We start from the raw sequence: 26473 nt of genomic DNA on the forward strand, positions 1-26473 counted from the left end.
GAAATATGTCTTTTTTATATCTTTCGATTGCCATTATTGCAGAAGTCATTGCCACTTCTGCATTGAAAGCTTCCAATGGTTTTAGCGTGCTCTGGCCTTCACTTGCCACAATTGCCGGTTATGCCGTTGCCCTGTTTTTCCTGTCACTGACCATGAAAACCATTCCGATGGGCATTGCCTATGCAATCTGGTCTGGTGCCGGCATTATCCTGATTTCAACGGTTGGCCTCTTGGTGTTTAAACAGCAACTGGATCTTCCCGCACTGATCGGTCTGGCATTTATGATTATTGGCATTATTTTTATCAATGTCTTTTCCAAAAGTACGCAGCTTTAATTTTTTAATATTCATCTGATAGTAAAAAATCCCCAGACCGGGGATTTTTTATGCAAGAGATCAGGCTTTATTGCAGCTCTTGTACCAGCGTTGGAACAATCACGCCATCCACGTTCATTTCAGTCGTATAAATGCCGTTAGCCACATTGAACTTGTTCACATGATAGCTAGAACCATAGATCGAGTCGAAACCATTACCTTTGGTAAAGACTTTCTTGTTGGCGGCCAGATCCAGTAAATGGGTGCCATCAATGAACTGCATATAGGTTTTCGCATCGACACCAACCCGTTTGGACATAATCTGTGCAGCATCTTCACGAGTCGCCGGATCATTGATGTATTTGACGGTTTTATCCCAAACCTGAATCACCTTTTTCCATTGCTCTTTATTGGCTTCCAGATGGGCTGGATTCACGGTCAAGGTATCGTAGATTAATCCCGGCTTGTCTTTAGAGGTGAAAATAATCTTGGAACCGGCCACTGCAGATAGAGCCTGATTTGCCACTGGCTGCCATACTGCAATCGCATCAATATCGGGAGTGGCAAAAACCTGTGGCAATTCATTGGTCATGGTATTAACCAGTTTAACTTCATTCAGTTTAACCTTGGCATCATCCAGTGCAGTGGACAGCAATAAGTGATCGACCAGGCCTTTTTCAGTCGCAACTGTTTTACCGCGCAGATCCTGAATCGAATTAATGCCATTCTTGGCAATAATTACGTCATTTCCAGCTGAATAATCAGTCGCCATGATCATCACACCCTTGGTCCCGCCAGAGCCAGTGACCAGATTATCACCATTAGTGACCATGACGGCATCTAGCTGGTTGGCGGCAAAAGCAGAGAGTGAAGCCGAATAGTCAAACCATTCGAAATTGGCATTTACCCCTGCTTCTTTTAGCCAGCCTTTTTCAATCGCCACTTGCCAGGCCACAAATCCCGGCCAGTCACTATAACCAATCCGGATGGGCTGAGTATTCACACTCCCTGCTGCCTTGGCATTTGGTTCAGGTACTTTAGCGGTATTGTCACAGCCACTAAAAAGGATTGCAGACAGTACGGAAACGGACATCAGTGCTTTTTTGATCATTTTGCGACTTCCCCTATGCATTCACATTTAAATTTGGTATTTGAAAGTTGTTTAGATTTCATAAATTCACGCCAGCCACCGAAATGACTGATATCTGTTGCATCTTCAAGTACATAGCCTTCACAGATAAAGCCTTTGACCCAAGTGCCATCAATCAGCTGGACATTGCCGATCCCCAAAGGTGCCGGAACTTCTGCAACAATGTCTCCGAACAGTGCACGCGGAATGTCCCAGACCTCTACTTCAATTGAAAAACCTTTCGCGTTGTATTGCAGGCCAGGTTTTGGCGGTGTGGTATTTTTTAAAGCATAGAGTTTGTAATGCGAAGCAGTCCGGGTCTGCTTGATCAGGGTGCCACTGCGTGTGGTCAGCTGAAAATTCAGTGGCATACCGGTCAGATGTGCTCCGACGACAGCCAGTTTGACGCTGTGCCCCGATGAGATTTCAGTTGTTTTTTCATAAGTAAGTTCAGAGGTACCTAGCTTTAACTGGCTTGCTTGCTGCCATTTTTGCCCGAATTTGGCCAGTGCTTCATCCATCCAGGCTGACGCAAGAAAGGTCACGCCCGTTGGCAAACCATCAGCACGAATGCTATTTGGTAGCGCCAAAGCCGACAGATCGGCAAAATTGACAAAATTGGTATAAGCGCCCATATGGCTGTTTTTGACCAGAGGATCCGCTTCTACTTCTGCAATGCGATAAATGGTGGGTGCAGTAGGCACCATCAAGGCATCATAATCTGCCAGTGTATTTTGAATAACACGGCTCAGGCGGGCGCGTTCATATTCATCCTGCATGGCATCGACCGCACTGAACCGGTCTGCCTGCGCTATAATCTGGCCAATTACCGGATGGGTCTGCTCACGTTGCACCATTCTTTCCACGGCACTGGTACGTTCAGCCACCCAAGAGCGGTTGTAAAGTGCAGTCGCCAGCTGTTGAAATGGAACAAAATCAATCGGCTCAACCGTATAACCCAAGCTTTGTACACGTGCGATCGCCAGCTGGAATGCTTTTTCAGTTTCAGCATCGCCATAAAATTCCAGTGTATCCGGAATGGCAATTTTCCCTTTTGAAAATTGGCTCGGTTCATTCTGAGGATGCATTCTGGAATAATCATCGCTGGCATCATAGCCTTGCATAACTTGCGCTACCTGCCAGGCGTCATCCACAGTCAAAGCAAAAACCGAAATCACATCGATGGTGCGGCAAGCCGGAATCAGGCCTGAAGTCGAGAACCAGCCTTTGGTTGGTTTGAGTCCGACAATGTTATTGTGCCCTGCCGGTACACGTCCTGAACCTGCAGTATCTGTACCCAGACTGAATGGCACTTGTCCATTTGCCACAGCAACACTTGAACCGGAACTCGAACCACCACTGATATATTCAGGATTAAAGCTGTTCTTCACCGCGCCGTATGGAGAGCGCACACCGACTAAGCCTGTGGCAAACTGGTCCAGATTGGTTTTACCCACGACAATCGCGCCGGCAGCTTTTAATTTGGCGACTGCTGTTGCATCGGAAGTCGCCAGATAAGCTGCCTCTTTACATGCTGCTGTGGTATAGAACCCTGCAACATCAATATTGTCCTTGACCGCAAATGGCACCCCATAAAGTGGCAAGCTAGCACTATCTGCACCAGTCAATGCATCAATTTGTGCCTGTAATTGGGCTGCCGTCGCAATTGAAATCCAGGCATAATCGTCATTATTCAACCCGGCAACATACTCAATCAGGTCACTGAGCTGGATATTGTTATTCTGGTAGGCGTGTTGCCAGTCCTGTACAGTCCATAAGTTGTGCACAGCTGTTCTCCTTAAGTGTGTTCGGTATTTTGTGGAATAGGCGGCATGACGGCATCCATCAGTTCGAGATGCCCTTTAATCACGCCTTTCAGTGCAATAAATTGTTCGCTAATTTCTTTCAGGTCACTGCTCGCGCCCTGCATCAGCATGACTTGCAGAATTTTTTCATCATCCAGCTGGATATGCAGTGAATTGATCACTTGTGCCAGATACTGCTGTTGCAGATCGACCAGTTGACTGCGCAGCGGTTTCAGACTGACGTCATAGAGCAAGGTAAGTGTGCCAACCATGACTTCATCGCGAATCACCAGATCATCAATCAGGTGACGGTTAATCATGTCGACAATAGCCTGCGAACGGCTTTCATAGTGCTGCTCGACAATTTTTTGATCCATCGCATGTAGCGTTGTTTCTGGCACGGTAATACTGATCCGTGCCAATTTTTGTTTAGGCACGATGTTGATCCTTGGGTTGGTATTGGGAAGACTGTTTAATGTGAAAGCCTGCGCGTACGCTGAGCAGCTCAACCAAAAAGTGAAGCCATGGATGCATTTTTTTATTTGATGTCGGATTGTTCATGTGCATCTCCTGTGGATATTACAAAACCAAAATTTCGTATTACTTAGGAAAATGCAGAAAGCGTGCCAGTTTTGTTTATTTGGACGTGATAAATGAAATGATATAAAAAGGCGAAAAAAAGCCCCATAACAGTGAGATGGGGCTTGTTCTAAAGCAAAAGTAAGTTTTGTATTTCACCGGTTTATTCCATTTTGATTGCTCATGTCCTTGCTATTCTTTTTATACATGAATGGTTAACCGATGTTTGTGATTATGAGTGATCAAGTTTATTACTCTCCTCTATTTATGTTGTATATAAATAAAAGCATAAAGCATGCCACAATATAAAATAGAATAGATTTAAGCAGAATACGTGGAAAATTAATTACATATGTAAAATAAGGCAAAACAACAATGATTTATTTTTTAAGGATGCCTAAAAAATAGGCCATTTTGCACCATTGGGGTTCGATTGTGCATCAAAGTGTGGCTAGATTTGCTTTTTGAACTTGCCCAATAAGTTTACCACTTTTGATGTATATCAATTTAGTTTGAGGCTTATAGTTTCTAGCTACATAGTATTGAGAATTTAACTGTTCGGCGGAAAATATATTTAAATTGAGAAAAACCCTCCATACAGGTTCTTTTCCAAACAATATTTATCTACAATTAATCTAATAATTAAACAATTGTTCTTTAAAACTATATTAAGGGGAAAAGTGATGAGCCGTGGCTCTGAGTGGGGACGTTGGGATCTACACGTACATACAAAAGGTACAGCAAAAAGCGATAAATTTGGCAATATTTCTTTTGAAGATTACTGCATTCAACTTTTCAACAAAGCTGTAGAATGTAATATCAAAGCTATTGGCATCACTGATTATTTTAGTATTGAAAATTATAAAAAAGTAAAAGACTTTCAAGATCAAATTCATACTAGAACAGATTTCGACAAAATAAAAAAAGAAAGGATTTGTGAAATTCTTTTGATCCCGAATATAGAGTTAAGAATTATACCTAGCACGGATAAAGGCAGTGCTATAAATATGCATTTTCTACTAAATCCAGAAATTATTGAAGATTTTGAAAACCAGTACTGTGATGCATTGACATTTACAGTTACTGAAGAAGAACAATACAAGCTAACACCTTATGACCTTAAACGATTAGGAAGGAAAGGAGTCATAGAATATATCAGTGATGAATCTGCATATAGGAATGGTATTTCCTCTTTTGTTCTTAATTCTAGTGATATTATTAAAGCATTTAAAAAATATCCAAATTTCAGAAAAAATTGTTTGGTTGCGGTAGCTAATTCAAATAAAGATGGCGCCTCTGCATTTCAAGGTCACGAAAAGTTCTTGAATAGCCAACAAGATGGAGCCACTTTAAAGGTACTAAGAGAATCTCTATATAAAGTTTCAGACATCATTTTTTCTTCAACTCTGACTGATAAACCCTTTTTTCTAGGGAAAAATACTGCAGATCAATCTATCTTTCTTGATAATTATGGTACTTATAAGCCATGTATACATGGAAGTGATGCTCACGATCTAGATACTTTATTTGAACCAACAGATCAAAAATATTGCTGGATTAAAGCTGAACCAACTTTTGAAGGTTTAAAGCAAATTATTCACGAACCTGAAAGTCGTGTTCATATCGGACAACATTGCCCTGAAATAAAAAACTCATATGAAGTAATAGATTATATCGAGTTAAATAATACTAATGTTGCAAACGAAAAAATTTACTTTAATGGTAATTTAACTTCTATCATCGGTGGGCGATCATCAGGTAAGTCCACCCTATTACAATGTCTAGCAAATAAATTAAAACCTACCGCACTAAACTCCCTTGAACAATCTCAGCATATTGATGAGCTTTGTTCAAATTTTAGAATTATTTGGCAAGATGGTAAGGAGGATTATAGTAGACCCATTGAATATTTTTACCAAGGACATATGTATTCAAAGTCAAAAGATCAAGGTATTGAAGATATAGTTAAAGACTTGATACAGCAAAAAGACAATAAGCTTTTCTCTAAATTTAAAGAACAAAGTGATTTTTTACGACATGAAATTTCAGGAAAAGTATCTACTTATTTTTCAATTTTAAGCTCTTTAACTGACTATCAATCACAATTGACACAGAAAGGTAATAAGGATGATATTCAAAATCAAGTTAATGAATTATCCATACAAATCCAAAATAATGATATTGGAAATATAACTCAAGAAGAAATGGCAAGTTTTAATACTTCGAATGAAACTTTGACAATTCTTAATAAAAATCTTGAAGGTCTTATTACTTTTAAAGAACTACTTGAAGATAAGCACAGTTCTGATTTCTATCAACTGTTAAACCCATTTGAACTTAGTTTAAATTATGTGCTAGTAAAATCACACTTTGAATCTTTTGCAAGTGAAATAGAAAAATTTACAGCTACTCAATTTGAGCAATTCAAAAAGCTATCCCAGAAAACTATTTCTGATCAGATCCTAAAAGTTGAACAAGAAATTTTAAGTATCAAAAGTACTAACATATTTCAAAAAGTCGAAGTCTATCTAAGGTCTTCTGACGCTATAAAACCATTATTAGAAAGGCTAAATATTGAAAAAGCTAAGATTCAAGAAATTGATGATATTTTAGAAAAAATTGCTGAATTAAAAAAATCTTTGGAAAGTCTGACAACTGAGTTTCAACGTACAATTTGGTTATCAATGTCCAATGTAGCTTCCGAATTAATACAGGCTATATCATCAATTACAATCAGCCAAGATCTACAAATAATTGCAACGAATATATTTGATAAATTCAAGTTCAATGAATTTATCAAAAAAACAATTAACCAACAGCCTGAAAAAGCCAAGCTATTTGCTGAAATGCAAGTTACTTCTCAAATAGAACTATTAGATAAATACCATGAAATAGTAGAATCCTTAGAAGAAGGAGAAGTTCGTTTTAGAGGTGGTACTACTTTAGAAACATTTACTAAAGAATTCTTTGATAATTCATGGTTTAAAATAAAATTTGACGTGATCTATGATGATGACAACTACAATGAAATGTCACAAGGCAAAAAAGCTTTTGTAGTGTTAAAAATGACTTTAGATTGTAGTGAAAGTAAGTGCCCTATTATCATCGACCAACCTGAAGATGACTTAGATAATCGTGCAATATACTCTGAATTGGTAGCTTTTCTAAAACAAAAGAAAAAGGAAAGACAAATTATTCTTGTGACTCACAACGCTAATGTCGTGGTAAATGCAGATAGTGAGCTAATTATTGTTGCCAACCAACATGGGACTCATAGTCCAAATATGAATAAGCATAAGTTTCAATATAAATTTGGAAGTATTGAGTCACTTGATTTTGATCCAACATGCACGTCTACCTTGAATCAGAAAACAATTAAGTCACATATATGTGAAATTCTTGAAGGTGGAGATAGAGCCTTTAAATTACGAGAACAAAAATATAATCTAGCTTCATAAATAAAAAAGACCGCCTAAGCGGTCTTTTTTATTATTAATTCATCAAGCCACTGGTGCCAACGTAAACAACACCTGCCCCGTTTTTACCGTCTGCCCTTTTTCAATGGTAATTGCATCCACACGCATACGCTCAGGTGCAATAATTGGTATCTCAATCTTCATCGCTTCAATCACAGCTAAGGTCGCACCTTCTTCCACAATATCGCCTGACTGACATTCAATTTTCCAAATCGAACCCGGCATATGTGATTCCACCGCACAACCACCTTCAGGCACTTCTACACCTTCACCATCATCCACAGCATCTAAACTTTCAGACACATATTCCGCAAGACCTGCTTCATGCCAGCGACGGCGCTCTGCATCAAAGTTGGCTTGTTGAACCGCTTTAAAAGCAGAAATGGACTCTTGATTTTCATTTAAGAAATCATTGTACTCTTTAAGGTTGAGTACACCGTCTTCAATGCGTAGTTTTAAACGACCTGCTTTAAAGTCCTCACGCATGTGCATCAACTCGGACTCAGACACTTCATAAAACTTAATTTGGTCAAAGAAGCGCAGTAACCACGGCATACCTTGTTCAAAGTCTGGGTTTTTACGGTAGCGTGACCACATTTGCGAAGTACGACCGACAAACTGATAACCACCCGGACCTTCCATCCCATACACACACATATACGCACCGCCAATACCGACGGCATTTTCAGGTGTCCAAGTACGTGCAGGGTTATATTTAGTTGTCACCAAACGCTGACGCGGATCAAGTGGCGTTGCCACAGGCGCACCCAAATATACATCGCCCAAGCCCATCACCAAATAACTGGCGTTATAGACCACATCTTTAACCGCTTGTTTATCTTTTAAGCCATTAATACGACGGATAAATTCGATATTGTCCGGACACCACGGTGCATCAGGGCGCACAGTTTGCATATAACGTTCAGTGGCAAGTTGAGTTTGTGAATCTTCCCACGCAAGCGGTAAATACACAGTACGTGATGGCACTTGCAATTCCGTCACATCAGGCAATTGCTCTTCAGCCACTTGAAGCATACGCAATAAATCAATTTGATCGAGCTGGGTCGAATCAAAATGGATTTGCAGTGAACGAATACCCGGTGTGAGGTCAATAATGCCTGGAATATTTTGCTCTTTGACCCATTGCATCAGTGCATGAATACGGAAACGCAAGTTTAAATCTAAAACCAGTTCGCCATATTCCACCAACATATAATTATTACCGGCAGGACGATACACCACATCAGGCGTACCATTTTGACCTTTTAAAGTATCTAAAATGGCAGATTTTAAGGTGCTGATTTCAGGATAGAACGACTCATCAAATGCCACAGCTTGCGTATCTTCAGCAGTTAATTGCGCATGATATTTTTCATTCAGCAATTTCGCTTGATGATAGCTGACAGGCACAAATTTGACTTTATCACCTGCTTTAAGCTGACCCAATTTCCAAAGCTCAGAATTGATCACCACCGCGGGACACACGAAACCGCCTAGGCTTGGACCATCTGGCCCCAAGATAATTGGCATATCACCTGTAAAATCAATTGCCCCAATGGCATAGGCATTGTCATGAATATTCGATGGATGCAGACCTGCTTCGCCACCGTCTTGACGTGCCCATTCAGGTTTTGGACCAATCAAACGGATACCGGTACGGCTTGAGTTAAAGTGAATTTCAAACTCGTTGGCAAAGAAAGTATCAATATCGTTTTTGGTAAAGAAATCAGGTGCGCCATGTGGACCATACATCACCGCAATTTCCCATGTATTTGAGAATATCGGGATTTGATCTTCGCTTAATGCGTTCACTTCATTGGATGTAAATGCTGTGATTGGAAGCATATCGCCAATCAATAAATTACGCCCCGCATGACCGCCAAACTGACCCAAGGTAAAAGTCGCTTGTGAGCCTAAATATTCAGGCACATTCAGACCACCTTTAATCCCGATATAAGTACGGCAACCTGTGGCGATCTTGCCACATTTCAGCATCTGACCTTTACGCACATTCACAGTTTGCCACATTGGGACAGCAACACCATCCAACGTCGATGGCATATCGCCACCTGCCAAGACAATTTGGCTATCGCAATGGAATTTTAAACTTGGTCCTTGGAGTGTACATTCTAAACCTGCGGTATTGGGTGCATTGCCGAGCAATTGGTTCGCCACATTTAAAGACAGTGGATCAATCGCACCGGATGGTGGCACACCGACATCCCAATAGCCCAAACGACCTGTGACATCTTGCACAGCGGTTTGAATACCCGCTTGTAACACTTCAATTTTTTGGGTTTTCCACTCGAATGTATTCAAAAAGCGTGTAGTTTGCGTGCCTGCTTTAAATACATCGCAGTCGATAATGTTTTGTAGATATTCAAGATTGGTTTCAATGCCGGCAACTTGGGTTTTAGCCAATGTTTCGGTCATGGCTTGAATTGCTGATTCACGATCATCTGCTGTGACAATGATTTTGGCAATCATCGGGTCATAGAATGATGAGACATTTGAACCTGTTTCTACCCAAGTTTCATTACGCGCATTGGCATCGAACTCAACATGCGTCAAAAGTCCTGCACTTGGTTGGAAGTTTTTGATTGGATCTTCGGCATAAAGACGCACTTGAATTGAATGTCCTTGTGACTCAAATTTTGATGTTGGTGCAACCCAATCGCCACTGCCTAAAGTCACCATCCATTCCACAAGATCGACACCAAAGACTTGTTCAGTAACGCCATGTTCCACTTGTAGACGGGTATTCACTTCCAAAAAGTAGAATTCTTGTGTGTCAGTATCCATCACAAATTCAACCGTACCTGCCGAACGGTAATTCACCGATTGCATCAATTGAATCGCAACATTTTGGATGTAGGCACGTTGCGTATCGTTTAAGTGTGGTGCAGGCGTTTCCTCAATGACTTTTTGGTTACGACGTTGCACCGAACAATCACGCTCGCCCAGTGCTAGAACTAAACCGTTGCCATCACCAAAGATTTGCACTTCGATATGACGAGCATTTTGTACGAATTTTTCTAAGTAAAGGCCTGCATCTTTAAAGTTGGCTTGCGCTAAATAAGACACGGTTGCATAAGCTTCTTTCAGCTCCTCCGCATTCCACACCAAACGCATGCCAATACCACCACCACCTGCGGTACTTTTCAGCATCACAGGATAGCCAATACGCTCAGCCTCAAGCAGGGCTTCAGCTTCATCAGCCAATAATTGGCTACCTGGCAATAACGGTACATTGGCTTGAATCGCCAATTCACGTGCAGTGTGTTTCAGACCAAATGCTTTCATTTGCTCGGCATTTGGGCCCAAGAACACAATGCCTTGTGCTTCACAGAGATTACAGAATTCGGCATTTTCAGACAGGAATCCATAGCCCGGATGAATCGCTTGCGCACCGGTATGTTTGGCCACTTCTAAGATTTTATCGACATTCAGATAGCTTTGGCTTGCAGGTGCATCACCAATAAAGACCGCTTCATCAGCTAAAGTCACATGCAAGGAATCACGATCTGCTTCCGAATACACCGCAACCGATTGGATGCCTAATTTTTTAAGGGTACGGATGACACGACAAGCAATTGCACCACGGTTGGCGATGAGAACTTTATTAAACCCATATTTTAAAGTCATAGTCTTATACCTCGCCTTCACGGACAATCAGTTGAATTTTTGTTGGGTTATAGGCATTACATGGGTTATTTAGTTGTGGGCAGTTTGAGATCAACACAATCAAATCCATCTCAGCTTTAATTTCCACATATTTGCCCGGTGCAGAAATCCCATCATCAAATTTCAGGTGACCATCTGAAGTTACAGGTACATTCATAAAAAAATTAATATTTGGACCGATATGGCGCACATTCAGACCATGCTTTTTCGCAATCGGATGTTGTGACAATGCAATCATGAAATTGTTACGGCAACTGTGCATTGGATATTTATCATGCGCATAACGAACCGTGTTACTTTCACATGAACATGCACCGCCTAAAGTATCGTGGCGACCGCAGTTGTCATCATGAATACTCGCAATTTTATTGCCAAAGTTGGTATATAAAGTCATACCTTTTTCTAGATAAATTTGACCGTTCATCGCCAAAGTATCGGTTGCGCTATAACGCTCTTCAGGGTTATGTGCGGAAATAAACAAAGTATCCACCGCTTGATTACCTTCAAGATCAACAATACGGAAATACTGGCCTTTTTTGACTTCACACATCCATGCTTCACCGGCAGGACAAACTTCGCTAAGTACTGATTTTTCTATATTTACGAGTGCAGTCATGATCATTCCCCTTAAGCAGTTAAAGCGTAGTAGCGGTTATTATTTTGAAACGCTCGCTGATTTTGCGGGCATGAATCACGGCAGACATCGGTGTCGGCTAAAGGCAGTGCTTTAAACAGTGAGAGTTGAATATTGGCAGGCGCATATTCATGACTGTTATCTAGCGCATGTGGTGCGCTGGATAAAAACACCAAACAATCCATTTCAAAGCGTAGTTCAATCACTTGATTGGTATTGTCAGACTTCACATAAGATAAGTTGCCGTTGTCATCTGGCTGAACTTTAGAGAATAAATTTAAAGTATTGCTAAGATCCGTCGCAGATAAGCCAAATTTGGTCATCTCTAAAAGCAGACTGTCTTTGCCATTGCGGTACATGTCATTACGCGCATCTTGGAAAGTTTGGGTGCCAAATTGCGCTTCAATTTGTTGTACTGTACTTGGCGCACAAAACGTATCATTCCAACCATGATCATCTTTAACAATAGAAATCATCGCACGTCCTAAATCAGACGCTAAAATATGCCCTGTACTTAAAAATGCCGTGTGTTGTGCTTTTAAGCTGTCTGGCATGTTATAGGCTTCAAGCTTGTCTTCGCTATTTACACAAAACAGTGAAACATTGGCATTCGCGCCTAAAGATTTGAGTTGTAAAACTGCGCCACGCTGAATGCGTGCTGACCAGTGATGGCCACCCGGTAAACGTTCAGTCCAGAGGACTTGATCTTCGTGATAAGTTATTGTGCTCATATGCATCGATCCCAATCTTTACGGTTTACCTCCCGGGCTTTTATCCCTCCGTGTAGCGAGCGGTGTTTCCTTTCGCCGTGAACTCTCGGTCGCAGACCTACATGAATCTTCATGTATCGGAACCCTAGATCACTTTATGATTGAGTAGATAGATGCAAAGGACGTGCCAAACTGGTAATACTATTTTTTATATTCGTAATACTTTTTTTGAGTTGGAGCTGATCAATTCAGGTGCAAGGCTCTGAAAAAGGCATCAAGATGTACCAAAATAAAAAAATCCCGGCTTGAACCGGGAATTGTAAAATCTAGAGATGAGAACTCAATCAAACTATTTAAGCGGTAGAGCTATTTACTTAAAATCTCATGCAGCATATTACGTAACCATTGATGACTGGTTTTATGATGACAAGACATATGCCAGTACTGCTTCACAGAATAGGTCGGGAACGCAATTGGTGCATTAAAAATCTTGAGATTGCCACGCGATAGTAATACTTCGCTCAAATAATAAGGTACAGTCGCAATTGCATCGGTTTCTTGTACCACCAGCCCTACCCCCAGATAACTGGGCAGACGCATCAAAATGTCACGCTTGAGTTCCAGATTCAGCAATTCATTTTCAATATGGTAATGCCCCATCCCGGCATCAATATCGATATGGGTTTCACGTAAATACTCTTCGGTCGTGATGCAGTCACCCGTTAGTCGCGGATGGTCTTTCGCCGCGATCACCACATAATACTGTTCAAACAGTTTCTGCTGATAAAAGCCATTCTCCAGATTTGGCAAGAAGCCTAAAGCCAGATCAATCTCGCCATTGGCCATCTGATAACTGGTTTCAGAGGTAATCGGACGCACATTCAGACGGATATGGGATGCATGCTGCTTCAGATACTGTGAAATTTTTGGCAATAACACCAGATGCGATACATCGGTCATCGCCAGTGTAAAGCGCTGCTGTGAAGTGACCTGATCAAAATTGATCGTAAAATTATTGATTGCTTCAACTTTGCTCAGTGCTTCACTGACCAAGGGAAAGAGCTGTTTGGACAGGTCTGTCGGCAGCATTTCATTGCCAATACGTAAAAATAAAGGATCACCATAATGCTGGCGAATTTTATTCAGCAGATTGCTCACCGCAGGCTGGCTCATATCTAAATGATCGGCTGCCTGGGATACGTTTTTAAATTTATAGACATAATAAAAAATACTGAGCAATTTACAGTCAAGTTCAAACACAGAAATACATTTCCTTTAACTTTCTCATCATTCGGACAGGTCTTTCATCCGCATAAGTCTATTGAGGTTCAGATTAAAATATAACACTTCGCAACTATTTTCAGGATTAAACTCGCTGTAATTTTCCGTAAATAAATACTTTTGCCAGATGAATAAATCCATTAAAAAGTACCTTAGTGTAAAATTTCCAGCCCGGTTTGCTCAGGTCAGTTAAACATTTAAATCGTATGCGATATACTCAGCCGCACTGAATAAATGGTAAAAATACAGAGAAATCTTCTATGTTTCAGGGTAAAAAACTGGTCTGTTTTGATCTGGATGGTACGTTGATTGATTCTGTGGGCATCTGGAATCAGGTCGATGCAGCCCTGATTGATGAGCTCTCCAACAGAAAAGTCGATTTACATGAGATTCAGCAACAGCGCGATCTTCAGCTTACCGCCTTGAGACATATGTCAGATCCTTATCTGGAATATTGTGGATTTTTAAAAGAACAATACGGTTTTAAACCAGCTAAAGAAGAGGTAAAAAATCGCCGTTATACAATTTCCCGACATTTTCTGGATGATATCGTCGAGTTAAAACCTCAGGCAGATCTCCTGATTCAGGCTTTAAAACAGCAACAGATATCTCTGGCTTTGACCACCACCACCAGTTTATTCAATGTACAGCGCTATCAGGATAACAATCGAAATATTAATTCTAAAATCAGCTTTGAGGATAATTTTGCCTTGATTCTCACCCGTGAAAATGTCCAGAACATTAAACCTCATCCCGAGGTTTACCTGAATGTTTTGCAAGTGTTTAACCTTCGACCTGAGGAATGTCTAATTATTGAAGACTCTTTGGTCGGTGTAGAAGCAGCAAATCATGCAGGCATCGAGGTGGTGGCAATTTATGATCAGCACTCCGCTCATGAAATAGATTTGATCAAAGCCAAAGCGAATTATTTTGTCGAGGATTTTGCTGAATTATTGAGTTTCATTCAATAAAAACATCCACTAAAAAAGATGCCATGAAATATCCTTATTCATGACATCTTGAATACTATTTGTGGCTTAAAAATCTTACTGCCTATTTGGCTTTTTTATAGATTGAGCCAGAACCAACCAGATTTCCGGTTTTCTCATCGATTGCGAAATCGACCATACCTGCACCTGCGTTCAACTGAAGCATGCCATTTTCGTTCACTGCAGCGGGCATTGGATTCTTTTTCTCGGTTTTACCGGTTTCCTTATCTTTGATCGTATTGGTAATCAGATAATTTTCACCATTTTTTGAAATAACCAGAATATTTTCAAGTTTTGGATTTTCCACGGTGTTTTTCCAGTTGCCCTGATAATCTGGTGCGGGTGCTTCAGTGGTGTTACAAGCAGTTAAAAGTACTAATAATGGAATTGCTGAAAAATATTTAAGATGTTTCAAAACCGAGACCTTAAGTGTAACGACGCGGCCATTATAGAGAGAAGCACTTAGGGCTGAAGCAGGTTGTTGTAGGCAAAGCGTTTCAGCAGTACTGGATCTGTTTTGCTTTCGTCATTTTTTGAAATCTGTATCCATATTTTATTCATAAACAGAATCATTCTAATGATATTGAATCTGATAAAACTCAAAAAAAATTCCTCAATAGACCATCCAAATCTATTGAGGATTACCAAAACGGTGAATAAGTAACGCTTAAAAAATTATGACAATAGTTTCGCTTTAAAGTAGTTGAATACAGATTTGGCAGCATGGGTTTTTTCAACCACCTGCTCAGTCCAGTGATTCGGTAGAGAACATTTAGCGAGACCTACCCATACAGTAGAAAACTGTTTCATAAAGCTGGCTTCGTTATAATGAATGCCATATTCTGCACAGAGCGCTTTGATTTTTGGCGCAACCTGCGCATAGCGATTGGCGGGCATGTCTGGGAATAAATGATGCTCAATCTGATGGCTCAAATTGCCACTCAAGATATGTAGCCAGGTTGTTCCACTAAAATTGCTCGAACCACGAATCTGGCGTAAATACCACTCGGCACGGGTTTCATTGTCGGTATTGTCCATTTCAAAGGTTTCAGCATCTTCAGTGAAATGACCGTTAAAAATGACGGCAGAAGCCCATAGACTGCGAATCACATTGGCCACCGCATTTCCGGTAAATACCGGAATGGCATTTGGCCCGGCAATGATCGGGAAAAATACATAATCTTTTAACACCTGACGGCGCATTTTTTGGCGCAAAGGTGCTGCTTCTTCCCAGACTTCTTTCCAGGTCTTTGTTTTATAAGCAATCACATCTTCCAGATGCAGGCGTTGCAAGCCAACATACCATTCGAAAAATACCATTAACTGAATGCCCAGTGGAATATTAAACAGAAAGCGTGGTTCCCACTTTTGCGATTCACTGACCCGAATCAGACCATAACCGACATCATGATCCATTCCGACGATATTGGTATAGGTATGATGAATATAGTTGTGCGTATATTTCCAGTCATCGCCGGTTGAAATCGTATCCCAATCATACGTCACCCCATTCAGACTCGGATCATTCATCCAGTCAAACTGGCCATGCATGACATTGTGGCCGAGTTCCATATTTTCCACGATTTTGGAAAGACCGAGCAGACCTGTCCCTGCCAGCCATACTGGTGGCAACCAGCCGGCAAACATCAGCATGCCACGTGAGGCAATTTCACTATAGCGGACAAAGTTGCGGATTTTATAAATATATTCGGCGTCTTTTTCCCCCAGATCATCCATGACCTCGCGGCGGATCGCATCGACTTTGGCACCGAATTCCTCAATCTGTTCCGGACTGAGAAATTGGCTTTTGCTATGTCGTTTAAAATCAATTTGCATATTCATGGGAGCACCTTCTTATAGTTTAATTAATGGCTTATCAATAGTTTATAAATTAATTACCACAGGACTCACTGCCTGAGAAATGCACAGTTTGATCTGGGTATTATTACCATGATCAATTTCACCAGTCAGGACATTTCGTACCGAACCACTGACCTTTGTACAGGAACAGGTATTGCAGATACCCATCCGGCAACCATGTGCTGGTCGCAAGCCAGACTTTTCGGCACTTTCCAGTAAGTTGGACTGCGCCTGAAATTCCTGCTGTGATCTTAAAAACTGTACCGGCTGTGCTTTAATTTTTTCATCGACCACAATCTGGAAATATTCTGAATGAAAATTGGATTTCAAATCCAGTTTATCGACGATGCGAAGTGCAGCTTTCATCATCCCGGCGGAGCCACAAGCATAAATTTTTCGTTCTGCAAAGTCTGGCACCAGCTTTTGCAATAAGCTCTGTGTCAGATGCTGCTGGTATTCCACAGTATTGAAATGGTGATATTTCAAGTTTGGATGCATAAGAGCCAATGTTTTCAGTTCAGCATGAAAGGCATCATCTCGAGTGAAATAAATCAGGTCGATCTGTTCCAGAGATTGAATGACTGCTTTTTGCAGCAAGGAGTAAATGGCGGTAATACCACTGCCTGAAGCCAGGAATAAAATCGGCTGCGTGGATTTTTGCAATGTGAACTCACCTTGCGGCTGTGAAATTTCTATCACGGCACCAATTTGCATCAGACTTAAGGCACGTGACACTTTGCCCTGCTGTTTAACCGCAATGATCAGATCGCCATTTTTTAATACCGTCACTACAGAATAATGTCGCTGATGACGTACGCCATCAAGTCTGACGGTCACTGCAATATTCTGGCCGGCCTGAAATGACTTGGCTTTAAAATTATGATTTGGACGTAAGTGAATCTTGAAAAAGTCAGGGCTGATGGCTTGAATGCCCATAACGGCAGCCTTAACTTTTTTGATTGCCCAGGTTGGATGGATTTTTTCACCAATAAAATCAATGAAATCTTCCCGGATCCAATGCGGCTGATAGGTTGGCATGCTTGTCATTTTTATCCCCTTATCCGCAGACAGCTTCATTAATGTACAACTGTCTAATTATTATATTGCTCAGGATAAAGAATTTTCACATTCAGACCATGTCAATACAGGTCAAATTATGTGCCTAAGCCATATAATATGACTTTTTGTCGGACAATATCGTCTAAAAGTAGCGATCAAGGCGATATGGATTGAGAAAAAGCATTTTTAAATAGACAACGCTGCTTAGCCTGTACATAAAAAAACTGACCTCTATTCGAGATCAGTTTTTTAACTTCATGTTGGGATTTTCAGATTAAATGACGCTTTAACCTGCTGCCTGCTCCAAAAGAATAGTCCCATATAATTCACGCAGATCCTTTTTCAGCATTTTACCAGTACCACTGAGTGGGATCGTATCAACAAATACGACTCGGTCTGGAATCTGCCATTTGGCTACCTTGTCCGCATAATATTCCAGCAGATCAGTTTCACTTAGCTGGCTATCCGGTTTTTTAATGGCAATCAATACCGGGCGCTCATCCCATTTAGGATGCTGGGCGGCAATTACGGCAGCCATCGCAATTTCCGGATGCCCCATGGCAATATTTTCCAGCTCCACCGATGAAATCCATTCTCCGCCAGACTTGATTAGATCTTTAGAACGGTCACTGAGTTTCATAAAGCCATCCTGATCCAGCGTAGCAATATCGCCGGTATCAAACCAGCCGTCAGCAGTCAAAGCTGATTCTTCCTTGCCGAAATAATGGCTGATGACCCAATGCCCTTTGACCTGTAAATTTCCTGTGGTCTGTCCATCACGTTCAATTTCGTGCGTCCCTTTTTCTGTATCAGTCAAACGTAGGTCAACCCCGAATGGCGGACGGCCTTGGGACAGCCGAATCTGTAATTTTTCTTCATCAGACAGATGCAAATGTTTGGTCTTGAGCTGATTCGCTGTACCCAGTGGACTGATTTCCGTCATGCCCCAGGCATGGATCGTTTCACAATTAAACTGTTCTTTGAAAGCTCTTAGCATGGCCGGTGGACATGCCGATCCGCCCACTACATTCCGTTTTAGGCTTTCCAGTTTGGAGCCTGACTGGTTTGCGGCGGCAATCAAACCCTGCCAGATGGTCGGCACACCAAGTGCTACCGAAACCTGATAATTATCAATCAGGTTGACCAGACTGGCGCCATCCAGGCCCGGTCCAGGAAGGACCAAAGTGCATCCCACCATCGCAGCGGCATACGGTGTGCCCCACGCATTCACATGGAACATCGGCACCACAGGCAACATAATGTCGGCAGCCGAGACATTTAAGGAATCAGGTAAAATGATGGCATAGCTATGTAATACCGTAGAGCGATGGCTAAACAGCACACCTTTGGGATTGCCCGTGGTTCCTGATGTATAACACAGAGAGCTTGCCGAGTTTTCATCAAGTGTTGGCCACTCAAAATCTGCATTTTGGCCGGCAATCAGATCATCATAAAATTGTACTTCTGGTATCGCTTCTCTAACTGCCGGATCAGCTGCATCCAGACAGATAAAATGCTCGACTGAGCTCAACAGCGCTTTCACGGCTTTAATTAAAGGGACAAATGTTTTATCGAACAGCACCACGCGATCCGCAGCATCATTCATAATAAAAATCAGCTGTTCCGGAAATAAGCGCGGGTTAATGGTATGACAGACCAGGCCACTGCCAGAAATGGCATACCAGGACTCTAAATGGCGATGATTATTCCAGGCAATAGTCGCGACCCGATCTCCCTGCGCTAAGCCGAGTTGTTGTAATGCATTGGCAAAACGTTTCGAGTTTTGGTGAATTTCTCCCCAATTGGTCACTGTAATACTGGTATCGGTATTTTTGGAAATTACCTCGGTATCGGCATGATAGCGTCCTGCATGTTCAATCATGCTGCTGATCAGTAAAGGCTGAAACATCATATTTCCGAGCATTCTCCACTCCTTTGCGCTTGTTATTGGTCCGTATTTGCGTATCGTTGTTATAGTTGCATGATGGCTCGGTCTTAGACCGTCACTTACTTTTTATCATCATGTGGACCGAATTTAGCAAGGAAATCTAACTTTGTAAGTATCGAATTGTGACAAATTAAGCCAAGTGACTGAGGCGTATAAAAATGGGAATACAATTTATGTAGAGATAAAATTTCCACAGAAAATCTGAGATCTGATTTTCACTTTAATTGTCGTGCATCAAGACTCAAGCTTAAAAATAGAATGACAATAAGCCTAGTCCTCCCTTTTGTTATATTAAGCATCTTAAAATATGCTATAAATCAAAATAATTAGAACAGTTATAGTTCAAGAAAGTGTATGTATAAGTCTGAAAAACTGGCACAGAATATCCGTCAGATGATTGAAAATGGCGTATGGAAGGCACATGAAAAATTGCCTTCACTTCGCGAACAGACCCAATTATCTGGTTATAGCCTGATGACTGTACTCAATGCTTATCAGGAACTTGAAGCGCAAGGGCTGCTCTATGCCAAAGACAAATCGGGCTATTACGTTGCAGAACACACTCAAGCACTGCTCAATAGCAAACAGTCCACCCAGATTGGTTTAAATCCTAAAATTCAAATCAATTCGGTGGTATTTAATTATTTAAAATCGACTCAGTCAGCCGAAATTGTACCTTTTGGTTCAGCCTTTCCCAATGCAGAGCTGTTATATAACGCCAAATTTATGCAAATTCTGGCACAGCAGGCCAAAAGAAAAAGCAGTTACAACAATCAGAATCATATGCCGCCTGGCAATCAGGACTTGCGGCAACTGATTGCCAACCGTTATCAATTGCAAGGGATTACCTGCAATCCGGATGACATTGTCATTACGTCCGGCGCACTAGAAGCACTGAATCTATCTTTACAGGCCTTAACTCAACCCGGTGATTTTATTCTGTTGCAGCAAACCATATTTTATGGCGCTTGGCAGGCAGCCGAACGTCTGGGATTACAGGTGATTACGATTCCAGAACATCCACAGTTTGGCTTTGATCTGGAATCATTTGAACAGGCTTTAAAACAGTATCCGATCAAGGTTTGCTGGCTGATGCTGAATGCCCATAATCCGATTGGTTTTACCGTCAGTTCTGAAATCAAACAGAGAATCGCGGAACTTTTGTATGAATATCAGGTGTATTTAATCGAAGATGATGTTTATCAGGAATTAAATTATGGTGTAGCCAAGCCGTTACCCGTTAAATATTTTGATCAACATCAGATGGTGCTGCACTGTGCCTCATTTTCGAAAACGCTGGGAATGGGCGCACGTGTCGGCTGGGTGTATGCCGGTCCATTTTCCGATGCCATTCAGCACTTACAGCTCATGAGCACTTTAACGGTCAGCCCCTTACTTCAAAATGCGCTGGTCGAATTTATTTCACATCATCATTATGAAAAACATTTGCGGCATTTAAGGCAGCATCTGGAAAAATATAAAAAGAAATTTTATCAGGAACTTAAAGCACGTTTGGGAAGCATCTGTGAAATTTACTATTATTCAAGTGGTTATTTTCTCTGGATTGAATTACCTAAAGAAGTCGATGCCCAGCAGCTCTATGAACAATTACTTCAACAACATATTTCAATTGCCCCTGCACTGCTGTTTAAGCCTGAGCCTGCAAGCCAACATTATATTCGCCTGAATTGTTCGTTTGAATGGACAGCCAAGATTGAAGATGCAGTCAATCTGCTGGCAGAAACCATTCTTCAAAATAGCAAAAGCGCGGATTAATTCATCCACGCTTCTGTTACAGATCAGACTCTCTCATTGAAAGAAGTCTTAGAAGTTGTAAATAGCAACCGCATTAATTCGGTTGTCTTCACCTTTTGTACTGCCATTTGGTGCAGCACCCAATGCTTCACGTTCGCCATAGACATATTCCAGGCCGAAACTCAGCGGTTTTGTAGGGTTATAGAACACATTGGCCCAAGTCTGCCAAAGGTCTTTGTTCACTGCTGTTAGATTCAGACCAGGAGCAGCCAAATAACCAGTATCCTGATCAAAATTCATATAGCCATAACCCAATGTACCGCGCAATTTGTCATTAAACTGCTGGGTTAGGCCGACTGAAATTGAATCAAATTCGCTTTGTAATAAATCGCCATTTGCAGCAATCACACCCGTATTGGCATAAGACACAAAGCTGCTATCGCCTTTCACATGGTAATAGTCGGCTTTGAGCGTTGTACCCGGCACAACATCATACTTGGCACCTAAACCTACACCCCATGCCATTTTTTCATCTTCATTGACACGCTTTTCATTCCCCATCGCACGGGCACTGACTGTAAGATTATCAGCAAATTTATGATTTAAACGTGCTGTTAAAGCAGGTAGACGTTGTTTAATACCAGTAATGGTTGCATCTTTAGGATCTTCTACTGCAAATACCAGATTGGTTTCAGGACTGATGGTGCTGGTATAACGAACTTGTGGTGTCCGTTTAATTGAACCGCCAGCGTAAACCAATGCATCTACAGTTTCTGGAATATAATCTGGCACCGCAAAGTTCGACCAGGTTTGACCGATCAACCAGTTGGCATAGCTGATATAAGCATGACGGATACGCAAATTATCAAAGCTTGCGCCGCCCAGAAAATCCACTTCAACTTTACCGCTTAAAGCTTTATCTCCAGCACCGACTGGTGCTTTAAAATCCATGCCTAAACGGGTTGCAGCCAGAGTAGATTTAAATTCATCACTACGCTCACCGACACCTTCTAAAGGTACCGCATTAATCTGGTTATACATACGTGCTGCTGAACCACCTTCAGCCTGATAAGAGGCATCGGCACGAATATTTCCATAAAGATTAAATTCGGCACCACTGGCAATTTTCATGACAGGTTTGCTTGCTGGAGCGGGTGTTGCTGCAACATGTGCTGTGACCACGGCCGTCTGTCTTTGCTGTTGCTCAACTAGTGCGCGTAGAGCCTGAACTTCTTGGCGCAGTTGTTCAATTTCCTGCTGATTCGACTGAGCTGAGGTTTGTGCTTGAGTCGACAAGCTGATGCCCCCTAAACTCATTGCCATCATGCTCATCAGAACTGTGCGTTTGAATGTGATTGTTGGTTGATTAAATAATTGTGTCGTGTTCATCCTAAACTCGCTTTTTATTATGCGTTTCGATTCTAGCAACAGATCACCACCCGTTACGATGGCGATCTATATCATTGGGAATATTATCTTTATTGATTGAAATCTAACTTAATGTGTCGCTTCTTTTGCCAATGGATTCGGCTTCACATCAGGTGTTGCAAGGGCTTGGCCATCTACGGAAGTTTTTAAGTTCACCAGGAAAATTGCCAGCGCAGCGATTACGCCAGGAATCGCAATTGCAAAGAAGTTCATTTGATGCGGTAAATTCATGGTTAATAAAGCACCAGTGAGTACCGGCCCAACAATTGCACCAATACGTCCAATACCTGATGCCCAGCCCATACCGGTAGAACGTACTGTCGATGGATAATACTGCGCCACGAAGGTATAGAGCAGAATTTGTGAGCCAATCGTTGCAGCGCCTGCTACAGCAATCAAGGTATACAGAACGAATTGTGGACTGTTAAAACCAAGCAGAATCAATGCAATGGCACCACATAAGAACATGATAGTCAGCACTTTTTTGATATGGAATTTATCTGCGAGATATCCACCACCAATGGCACCTACCATACCGCCAATATTCAGTGCGAACAGGAAGATCATACTTGCACCCAGCGAGTATCCTGCCTGAATCATCAGTTTTGGCAACCAGCTACCCAAGGCGTAGACCATCAACAGGCACATAAAGAATGCCAGCCAGAACATAAAGGTACTGAAACTACGGCCTTGTTGAAAGAGTGCTTTTAATGGTGCCTCATCCCCTTTTTGTACTTCATTCAGTACAAACTGGGTGTCACTGTTGATGACCTGTGTCGGAGAAATTTTCTGAATAATAGTGTGTGCTTGAGCCGTCTGTTGCTTGTTGGTCAGGTACATCAGGGATTCTGGCAGATATTTCCATAGAATCGGCAAGATGAGCAATGGAACGCCTGCAAGCAGGAACATGATTTTCCAGCCAAATTGTGGCACCAACCATGCACCTAATAACGCAGAAGTCATCCCGCCAATGGCATAACCACTAAACATCAGGGCAACCAATGTACTGCGGATGCGTTTAGGCGCATATTCGGTCATCAATGCCACGACGTTAGGCATGACACCGCCAATTCCAAGGCCAGCCAGGAAACGTAAAATTCCGAACTCGACTGGTGATGTAGCAAAGGCACCGATAAAAGTAAATCCACTAAAAATGGCCACACAGATCATGATGGTTTTTTTACGGCCAAGTTTATCGGACAAGGTTCCGAAACTCATGGCACCGAACATCATCCCGAATAAGGCAGTACTGGCCAGCATTCCCGCTTGTACCGCACTTAGCGACCATTCTTGCATCAGTAGCGGCAACGCCACTCCATAGATGACCAGGTCATAACCGTCAAAAATAATGATCAGCAAACACCAGATCAAAATACCCCAGTGAAAGGGTGTGAATTTCGCTTCATCAATCAGCGTATTTATATTCACTTTATTTGTAGACATCTCCACCTCCTAATTGTGAAGTTCAACTTATGCTGCTCACAATGCAGAAAATAGGAAAAAATGTCTAAAACTGAATAGGCATGGCTTTATACCTATAAGGTCTGGGTAAAATTAAACTATTCAATTAATTAATAAATATATTATTCAATCATGAAGTTTTCTAAAACAGGTTGTTTTTATCACGTCCTCATAGGTTTTGGCGCTATATCATTCGCACAATTTTTAGCGATTAAAATACCGATCGATCGTATTTTAGCGCTTCAAGATCATAGACTTGATATACCGCATCAAACAGGTAACGAATGTATTCGCTTTCATCCATATTGCGCATGGCCATAAAGACAGGACTCACTGCAAAAGCATCTGCTAGAGGTACAAAGTTGAGATGGGCTAATTTAATGTTTTGCGCACTTTCCGGCACGATGCAGACGCCTTCTCCGGCAGCGACAAAGCCCAGTGCCAGCTGTAACTCACGGACAATCCGGATATTTTTCGGTTCCAGACCATACTCGGAAAATATGCCACGAACTTGGGTAGAGAAATTTGCCTTTCCAGTATTCGGATATAAGAACAGATGCTGATCGACCAGTTCAGATAAATGTATATTTTCACGATGAGCCAGTACATGACTTGAATGAGCCGCCACTACTAGGCGTTCTTCACGCAGCAACACCCGTTTCACTGCTGGATCTGAAATTCTCAAGCGTCCAAAACCGACATCAATTCTTCCCTCTTTCAGCGCCTGAATCTGTTCATAGGTATTCATTTCCATCATCTCGATTTTGAGATAAGGATGCTGCTGCTTAAATAAAAATAAAATCCGTGACAGCAAACCAAACAGTAAAGAGCCAACAAAACCGATGGTTATGGTGCGATCAGCAATGCCAATCCGTTTGGTCATCGATTTTATTTCTTCAGCATTAGACAAAAGTTTAACAGCGTGCTGATAGAAAAATTGACCGGCTTCGGTGGTTTTTAGCGGGCGGCTACCACGCTCAAATAGCTGAATATCGAGCTCTTGCTCTAGATTTTGGATTTGTCGGCTCAAAGGTGGTTGAGCAATAAACAGTTTTTCTGCCGCCTTGGTAAAACTTTGTTCTTCGACGACTGCGACAAAGTAACGCAAATGCCTGAGTTCCATATTCCTGCATACCTTTAAAGTATAAAAAAATGCTAAATCGATCTTAGACCAATCAACATTATTCTTTTAAGGTATATCAAGTCAAAACATTAAAGCAAGAATGTGAAGCGTAATTATGTATAAGTCAGTTGAAACCTTGCTGGTAGAAATTCCAACCATTCGCCCTCACAAGATGGCAGTGGCGACGATGCAAACCCAGACCCTGGTATTGGTCAAAATCACCACTGAAGATGGTTACATCGGTTGGGGTGAAGCAACAACTATCGGTGGCTTAGGTTATGGTGATGAAAGCCCGGAAAGCGTAAAAGTTAATATTGAAACTTATTTTGCGCCTCTTTTAAAAACATTATCCGGTTTAAATGTTGCACAGACATTACAAGCAATCAAAAAGAATATTAATGGTAACCGTTTTGCCAAATGTGCGATTCAGACTGCACTTTTAGACATTCAGGCACAACGTTTAGGTTTGCCATTAAGCGAAGTCCTCGGTGGCCGCTTACGTGACAGTATTCCAGTTCTTTGGGTATTGGCTTCTGGCAATACCGAAAAAGATATTGCGGAAGCAGAGAAAATGGTTGCGGCAAAACGTCACAACATTTTCAAACTGAAAATCGGTTCGCGTCCGGTAGAAGAAGATGTTGAACATGTGCTGGCAATTAAGAAAGCCTTAGGCAAAGACGTTTCAATCCGTGTGGATGTGAACCGTGCCTGGTCAGAACTGGAAGCGATTAAAGGCATTCAGTTATTGCAAGATGGCGGTGTTGATCTGATTGAACAGCCATGTGCAATTGATAACCTGGATGCCATGCGCCGTCTGACCCGACGTTTTGATGTTGCCATCATGGCAGACGAATCGTTAATGGGCCCGCACTCAGCGTATGAGATTGCCAAACAAAACGGTTCATCTGTTTTTGCAGTCAAAGTTGCCCAGTCGGGTGGCCTGATTGAAGGTTGCGAAGTAGGCAAGATTGCCAAACTTGCAGGTATTGACCTGTATGGCGGCACCATGCTGGAAGGCCCGGTAGGCACAATTGCTTCGGCACATGTGTTCTCTACTTTTGAAAGTCTGGCGTTCGGTACCGAGCTGTTTGGTCCTCTACTGCTGACTGAAGATATTTTGAAAACCCCACTCAACTATCAAAACTTTGAACTTGAGATTCCGAAAGGACCAGGTCTGGGGATTGAGTTGGATGAAAACAAGATTGACAACTTGCGTCGTCAGTAATTAGGAGAAACCC

General features: G+C 41.8%; 20 protein-coding genes and 1 riboswitch. Of the genes, 5 read left to right on the forward strand and 15 right to left on the reverse strand.

The annotated features are described in order from the left end of the window. Positions 1 to 5: 5 nt before the first annotated feature. Positions 6 to 335, forward strand: a complete 330-nt coding sequence (locus tag NI468_RS07735) for a DMT family transporter (protein WP_004280373.1) — start codon at positions 6 to 8, stop codon at positions 333 to 335. A 67-nt stretch (positions 336 to 402) separates the two neighbouring features. Here the strand turns inward: NI468_RS07735 and NI468_RS07740 are convergent, their stop codons facing one another. Genes NI468_RS07740 through NI468_RS16275 form a run of 4 tightly spaced genes read right to left on the reverse strand, consistent with a single transcriptional unit; the run spans position 403 to position 3809 of the window. Further along, positions 403 to 1425 carry an ABC transporter substrate-binding protein gene (locus NI468_RS07740; RefSeq protein ID WP_253101123.1) on the reverse strand — a complete coding sequence of 341 codons (1023 nt, stop codon included), beginning with the start codon at positions 1423 to 1425 and terminating at the stop codon, positions 403 to 405. Beyond that, positions 1422 to 3230 (reverse strand): allophanate hydrolase, encoded by a 1809-nt coding sequence (atzF, locus tag NI468_RS07745; RefSeq protein WP_253101126.1) that lies wholly within the window; start codon positions 3228 to 3230, stop codon positions 1422 to 1424. The genes NI468_RS07740 and atzF overlap by 4 nt, the downstream gene beginning before the upstream one ends. Positions 3231 to 3241: 11 nt before the next feature. Beyond that, positions 3242 to 3685, reverse strand: coding sequence for a CopG family ribbon-helix-helix protein (locus tag NI468_RS07750; RefSeq protein WP_004280384.1), 444 nt, complete (start codon positions 3683 to 3685; stop codon positions 3242 to 3244). After that, a complete protein-coding gene (locus NI468_RS16275; protein ID WP_004647016.1) occupies positions 3678 to 3809 on the reverse strand; it encodes a hypothetical protein in 132 nt (43 codons plus the stop codon). The genes NI468_RS07750 and NI468_RS16275 overlap by 8 nt, the downstream gene beginning before the upstream one ends. 701 nt (positions 3810 to 4510) lie before the next feature. Between NI468_RS16275 and NI468_RS07755 the strand changes: the two genes are divergently transcribed. After that, positions 4511 to 7285, forward strand: coding sequence for a TrlF family AAA-like ATPase (locus NI468_RS07755; RefSeq protein WP_247143736.1), 2775 nt, complete (start codon positions 4511 to 4513; stop codon positions 7283 to 7285). A 42-nt stretch (positions 7286 to 7327) separates the two neighbouring features. Here the strand turns inward: NI468_RS07755 and uca are convergent, their stop codons facing one another. From uca to NI468_RS07775, 4 genes are all read right to left on the reverse strand, one after another. Beyond that, the gene (uca, locus tag NI468_RS07760; protein ID WP_253101129.1) at positions 7328 to 10948 is read right to left on the reverse strand and encodes an urea carboxylase; all 3621 of its coding nucleotides are present in this window, start codon (positions 10946 to 10948) and stop codon (positions 7328 to 7330) included. A 4-nt stretch (positions 10949 to 10952) separates the two neighbouring features. Continuing rightward, positions 10953 to 11603, reverse strand: coding sequence for an urea amidolyase associated protein UAAP2 (locus tag NI468_RS07765; RefSeq protein WP_253101133.1), 651 nt, complete (start codon positions 11601 to 11603; stop codon positions 10953 to 10955). 11 nt (positions 11604 to 11614) lie between these two features. Next, positions 11615 to 12352, reverse strand: a complete 738-nt coding sequence (locus NI468_RS07770) for an urea amidolyase associated protein UAAP1 (protein ID WP_253101136.1) — start codon at positions 12350 to 12352, stop codon at positions 11615 to 11617. Between the two features lie 27 nt (positions 12353 to 12379). Next, positions 12380 to 12491: riboswitch (guanidine-I (ykkC/yxkD leader) on the reverse strand. A gap of 206 nt (positions 12492 to 12697) precedes the next feature. Next, entirely contained in the window at positions 12698 to 13591 is an 894-nt protein-coding gene (locus tag NI468_RS07775; RefSeq protein WP_005106887.1) for a LysR family transcriptional regulator, read from the reverse strand. A 281-nt stretch (positions 13592 to 13872) separates the two neighbouring features. Between NI468_RS07775 and NI468_RS07780 the strand changes: the two genes are divergently transcribed. Further along, positions 13873 to 14583: an HAD family hydrolase gene (locus NI468_RS07780; RefSeq protein WP_180049363.1), complete on the forward strand. Its 711-nt coding sequence runs from the start codon at positions 13873 to 13875 to the stop codon at positions 14581 to 14583. 82 nt (positions 14584 to 14665) lie between these two features. Here the strand turns inward: NI468_RS07780 and NI468_RS07785 are convergent, their stop codons facing one another. From NI468_RS07785 to NI468_RS07800, 4 genes are all read right to left on the reverse strand, one after another. Next, the gene (locus NI468_RS07785) at positions 14666 to 15016 is read right to left on the reverse strand and encodes a hypothetical protein (RefSeq protein WP_004280391.1); all 351 of its coding nucleotides are present in this window, start codon (positions 15014 to 15016) and stop codon (positions 14666 to 14668) included. A gap of 260 nt (positions 15017 to 15276) precedes the next feature. Next, positions 15277 to 16443 carry a fatty acid desaturase family protein gene (locus NI468_RS07790; protein WP_253101139.1) on the reverse strand — a complete coding sequence of 389 codons (1167 nt, stop codon included), beginning with the start codon at positions 16441 to 16443 and terminating at the stop codon, positions 15277 to 15279. Between the two features lie 42 nt (positions 16444 to 16485). Then, a complete protein-coding gene (locus NI468_RS07795) occupies positions 16486 to 17508 on the reverse strand; it encodes a flavin reductase family protein (protein ID WP_253101142.1) in 1023 nt (340 codons plus the stop codon). 298 nt (positions 17509 to 17806) lie between these two features. Next, positions 17807 to 19444, reverse strand: coding sequence for a long-chain-fatty-acid--CoA ligase (locus NI468_RS07800; RefSeq protein WP_253101147.1), 1638 nt, complete (start codon positions 19442 to 19444; stop codon positions 17807 to 17809). A gap of 378 nt (positions 19445 to 19822) precedes the next feature. On the opposite strand from NI468_RS07800, the gene NI468_RS07805 reads away from it, so the two are divergent. Beyond that, positions 19823 to 21244, forward strand: coding sequence for an aminotransferase-like domain-containing protein (locus NI468_RS07805; protein ID WP_253101150.1), 1422 nt, complete (start codon positions 19823 to 19825; stop codon positions 21242 to 21244). A 48-nt stretch (positions 21245 to 21292) separates the two neighbouring features. On the opposite strand, the gene NI468_RS07810 is transcribed toward NI468_RS07805, so the two are convergent. From NI468_RS07810 to NI468_RS07820, 3 genes are all read right to left on the reverse strand, one after another. Beyond that, complete coding sequence (locus NI468_RS07810; RefSeq protein WP_253101153.1) at positions 21293 to 22612, reverse strand: DcaP family trimeric outer membrane transporter; 1320 nt, start codon at positions 22610 to 22612, stop codon at positions 21293 to 21295. Between the two features lie 108 nt (positions 22613 to 22720). Beyond that, positions 22721 to 24094, reverse strand: a complete 1374-nt coding sequence (locus tag NI468_RS07815; protein ID WP_253101156.1) for an MFS transporter — start codon at positions 24092 to 24094, stop codon at positions 22721 to 22723. A 229-nt stretch (positions 24095 to 24323) separates the two neighbouring features. Beyond that, the gene (locus NI468_RS07820; RefSeq protein WP_253101159.1) at positions 24324 to 25235 is read right to left on the reverse strand and encodes a LysR family transcriptional regulator; all 912 of its coding nucleotides are present in this window, start codon (positions 25233 to 25235) and stop codon (positions 24324 to 24326) included. A 115-nt stretch (positions 25236 to 25350) separates the two neighbouring features. On the opposite strand from NI468_RS07820, the gene NI468_RS07825 reads away from it, so the two are divergent. Further along, positions 25351 to 26460, forward strand: a complete 1110-nt coding sequence (locus NI468_RS07825) for a muconate/chloromuconate family cycloisomerase (protein ID WP_004647035.1) — start codon at positions 25351 to 25353, stop codon at positions 26458 to 26460. Positions 26461 to 26473: the final 13 nt, after the last annotated feature.

Origin of the sequence: Acinetobacter lwoffii (assembly GCF_024129355.1) — a bacterium.
In the GTDB taxonomy this organism is placed as follows: domain Bacteria; phylum Pseudomonadota; class Gammaproteobacteria; order Pseudomonadales; family Moraxellaceae; genus Acinetobacter; species Acinetobacter lwoffii_I.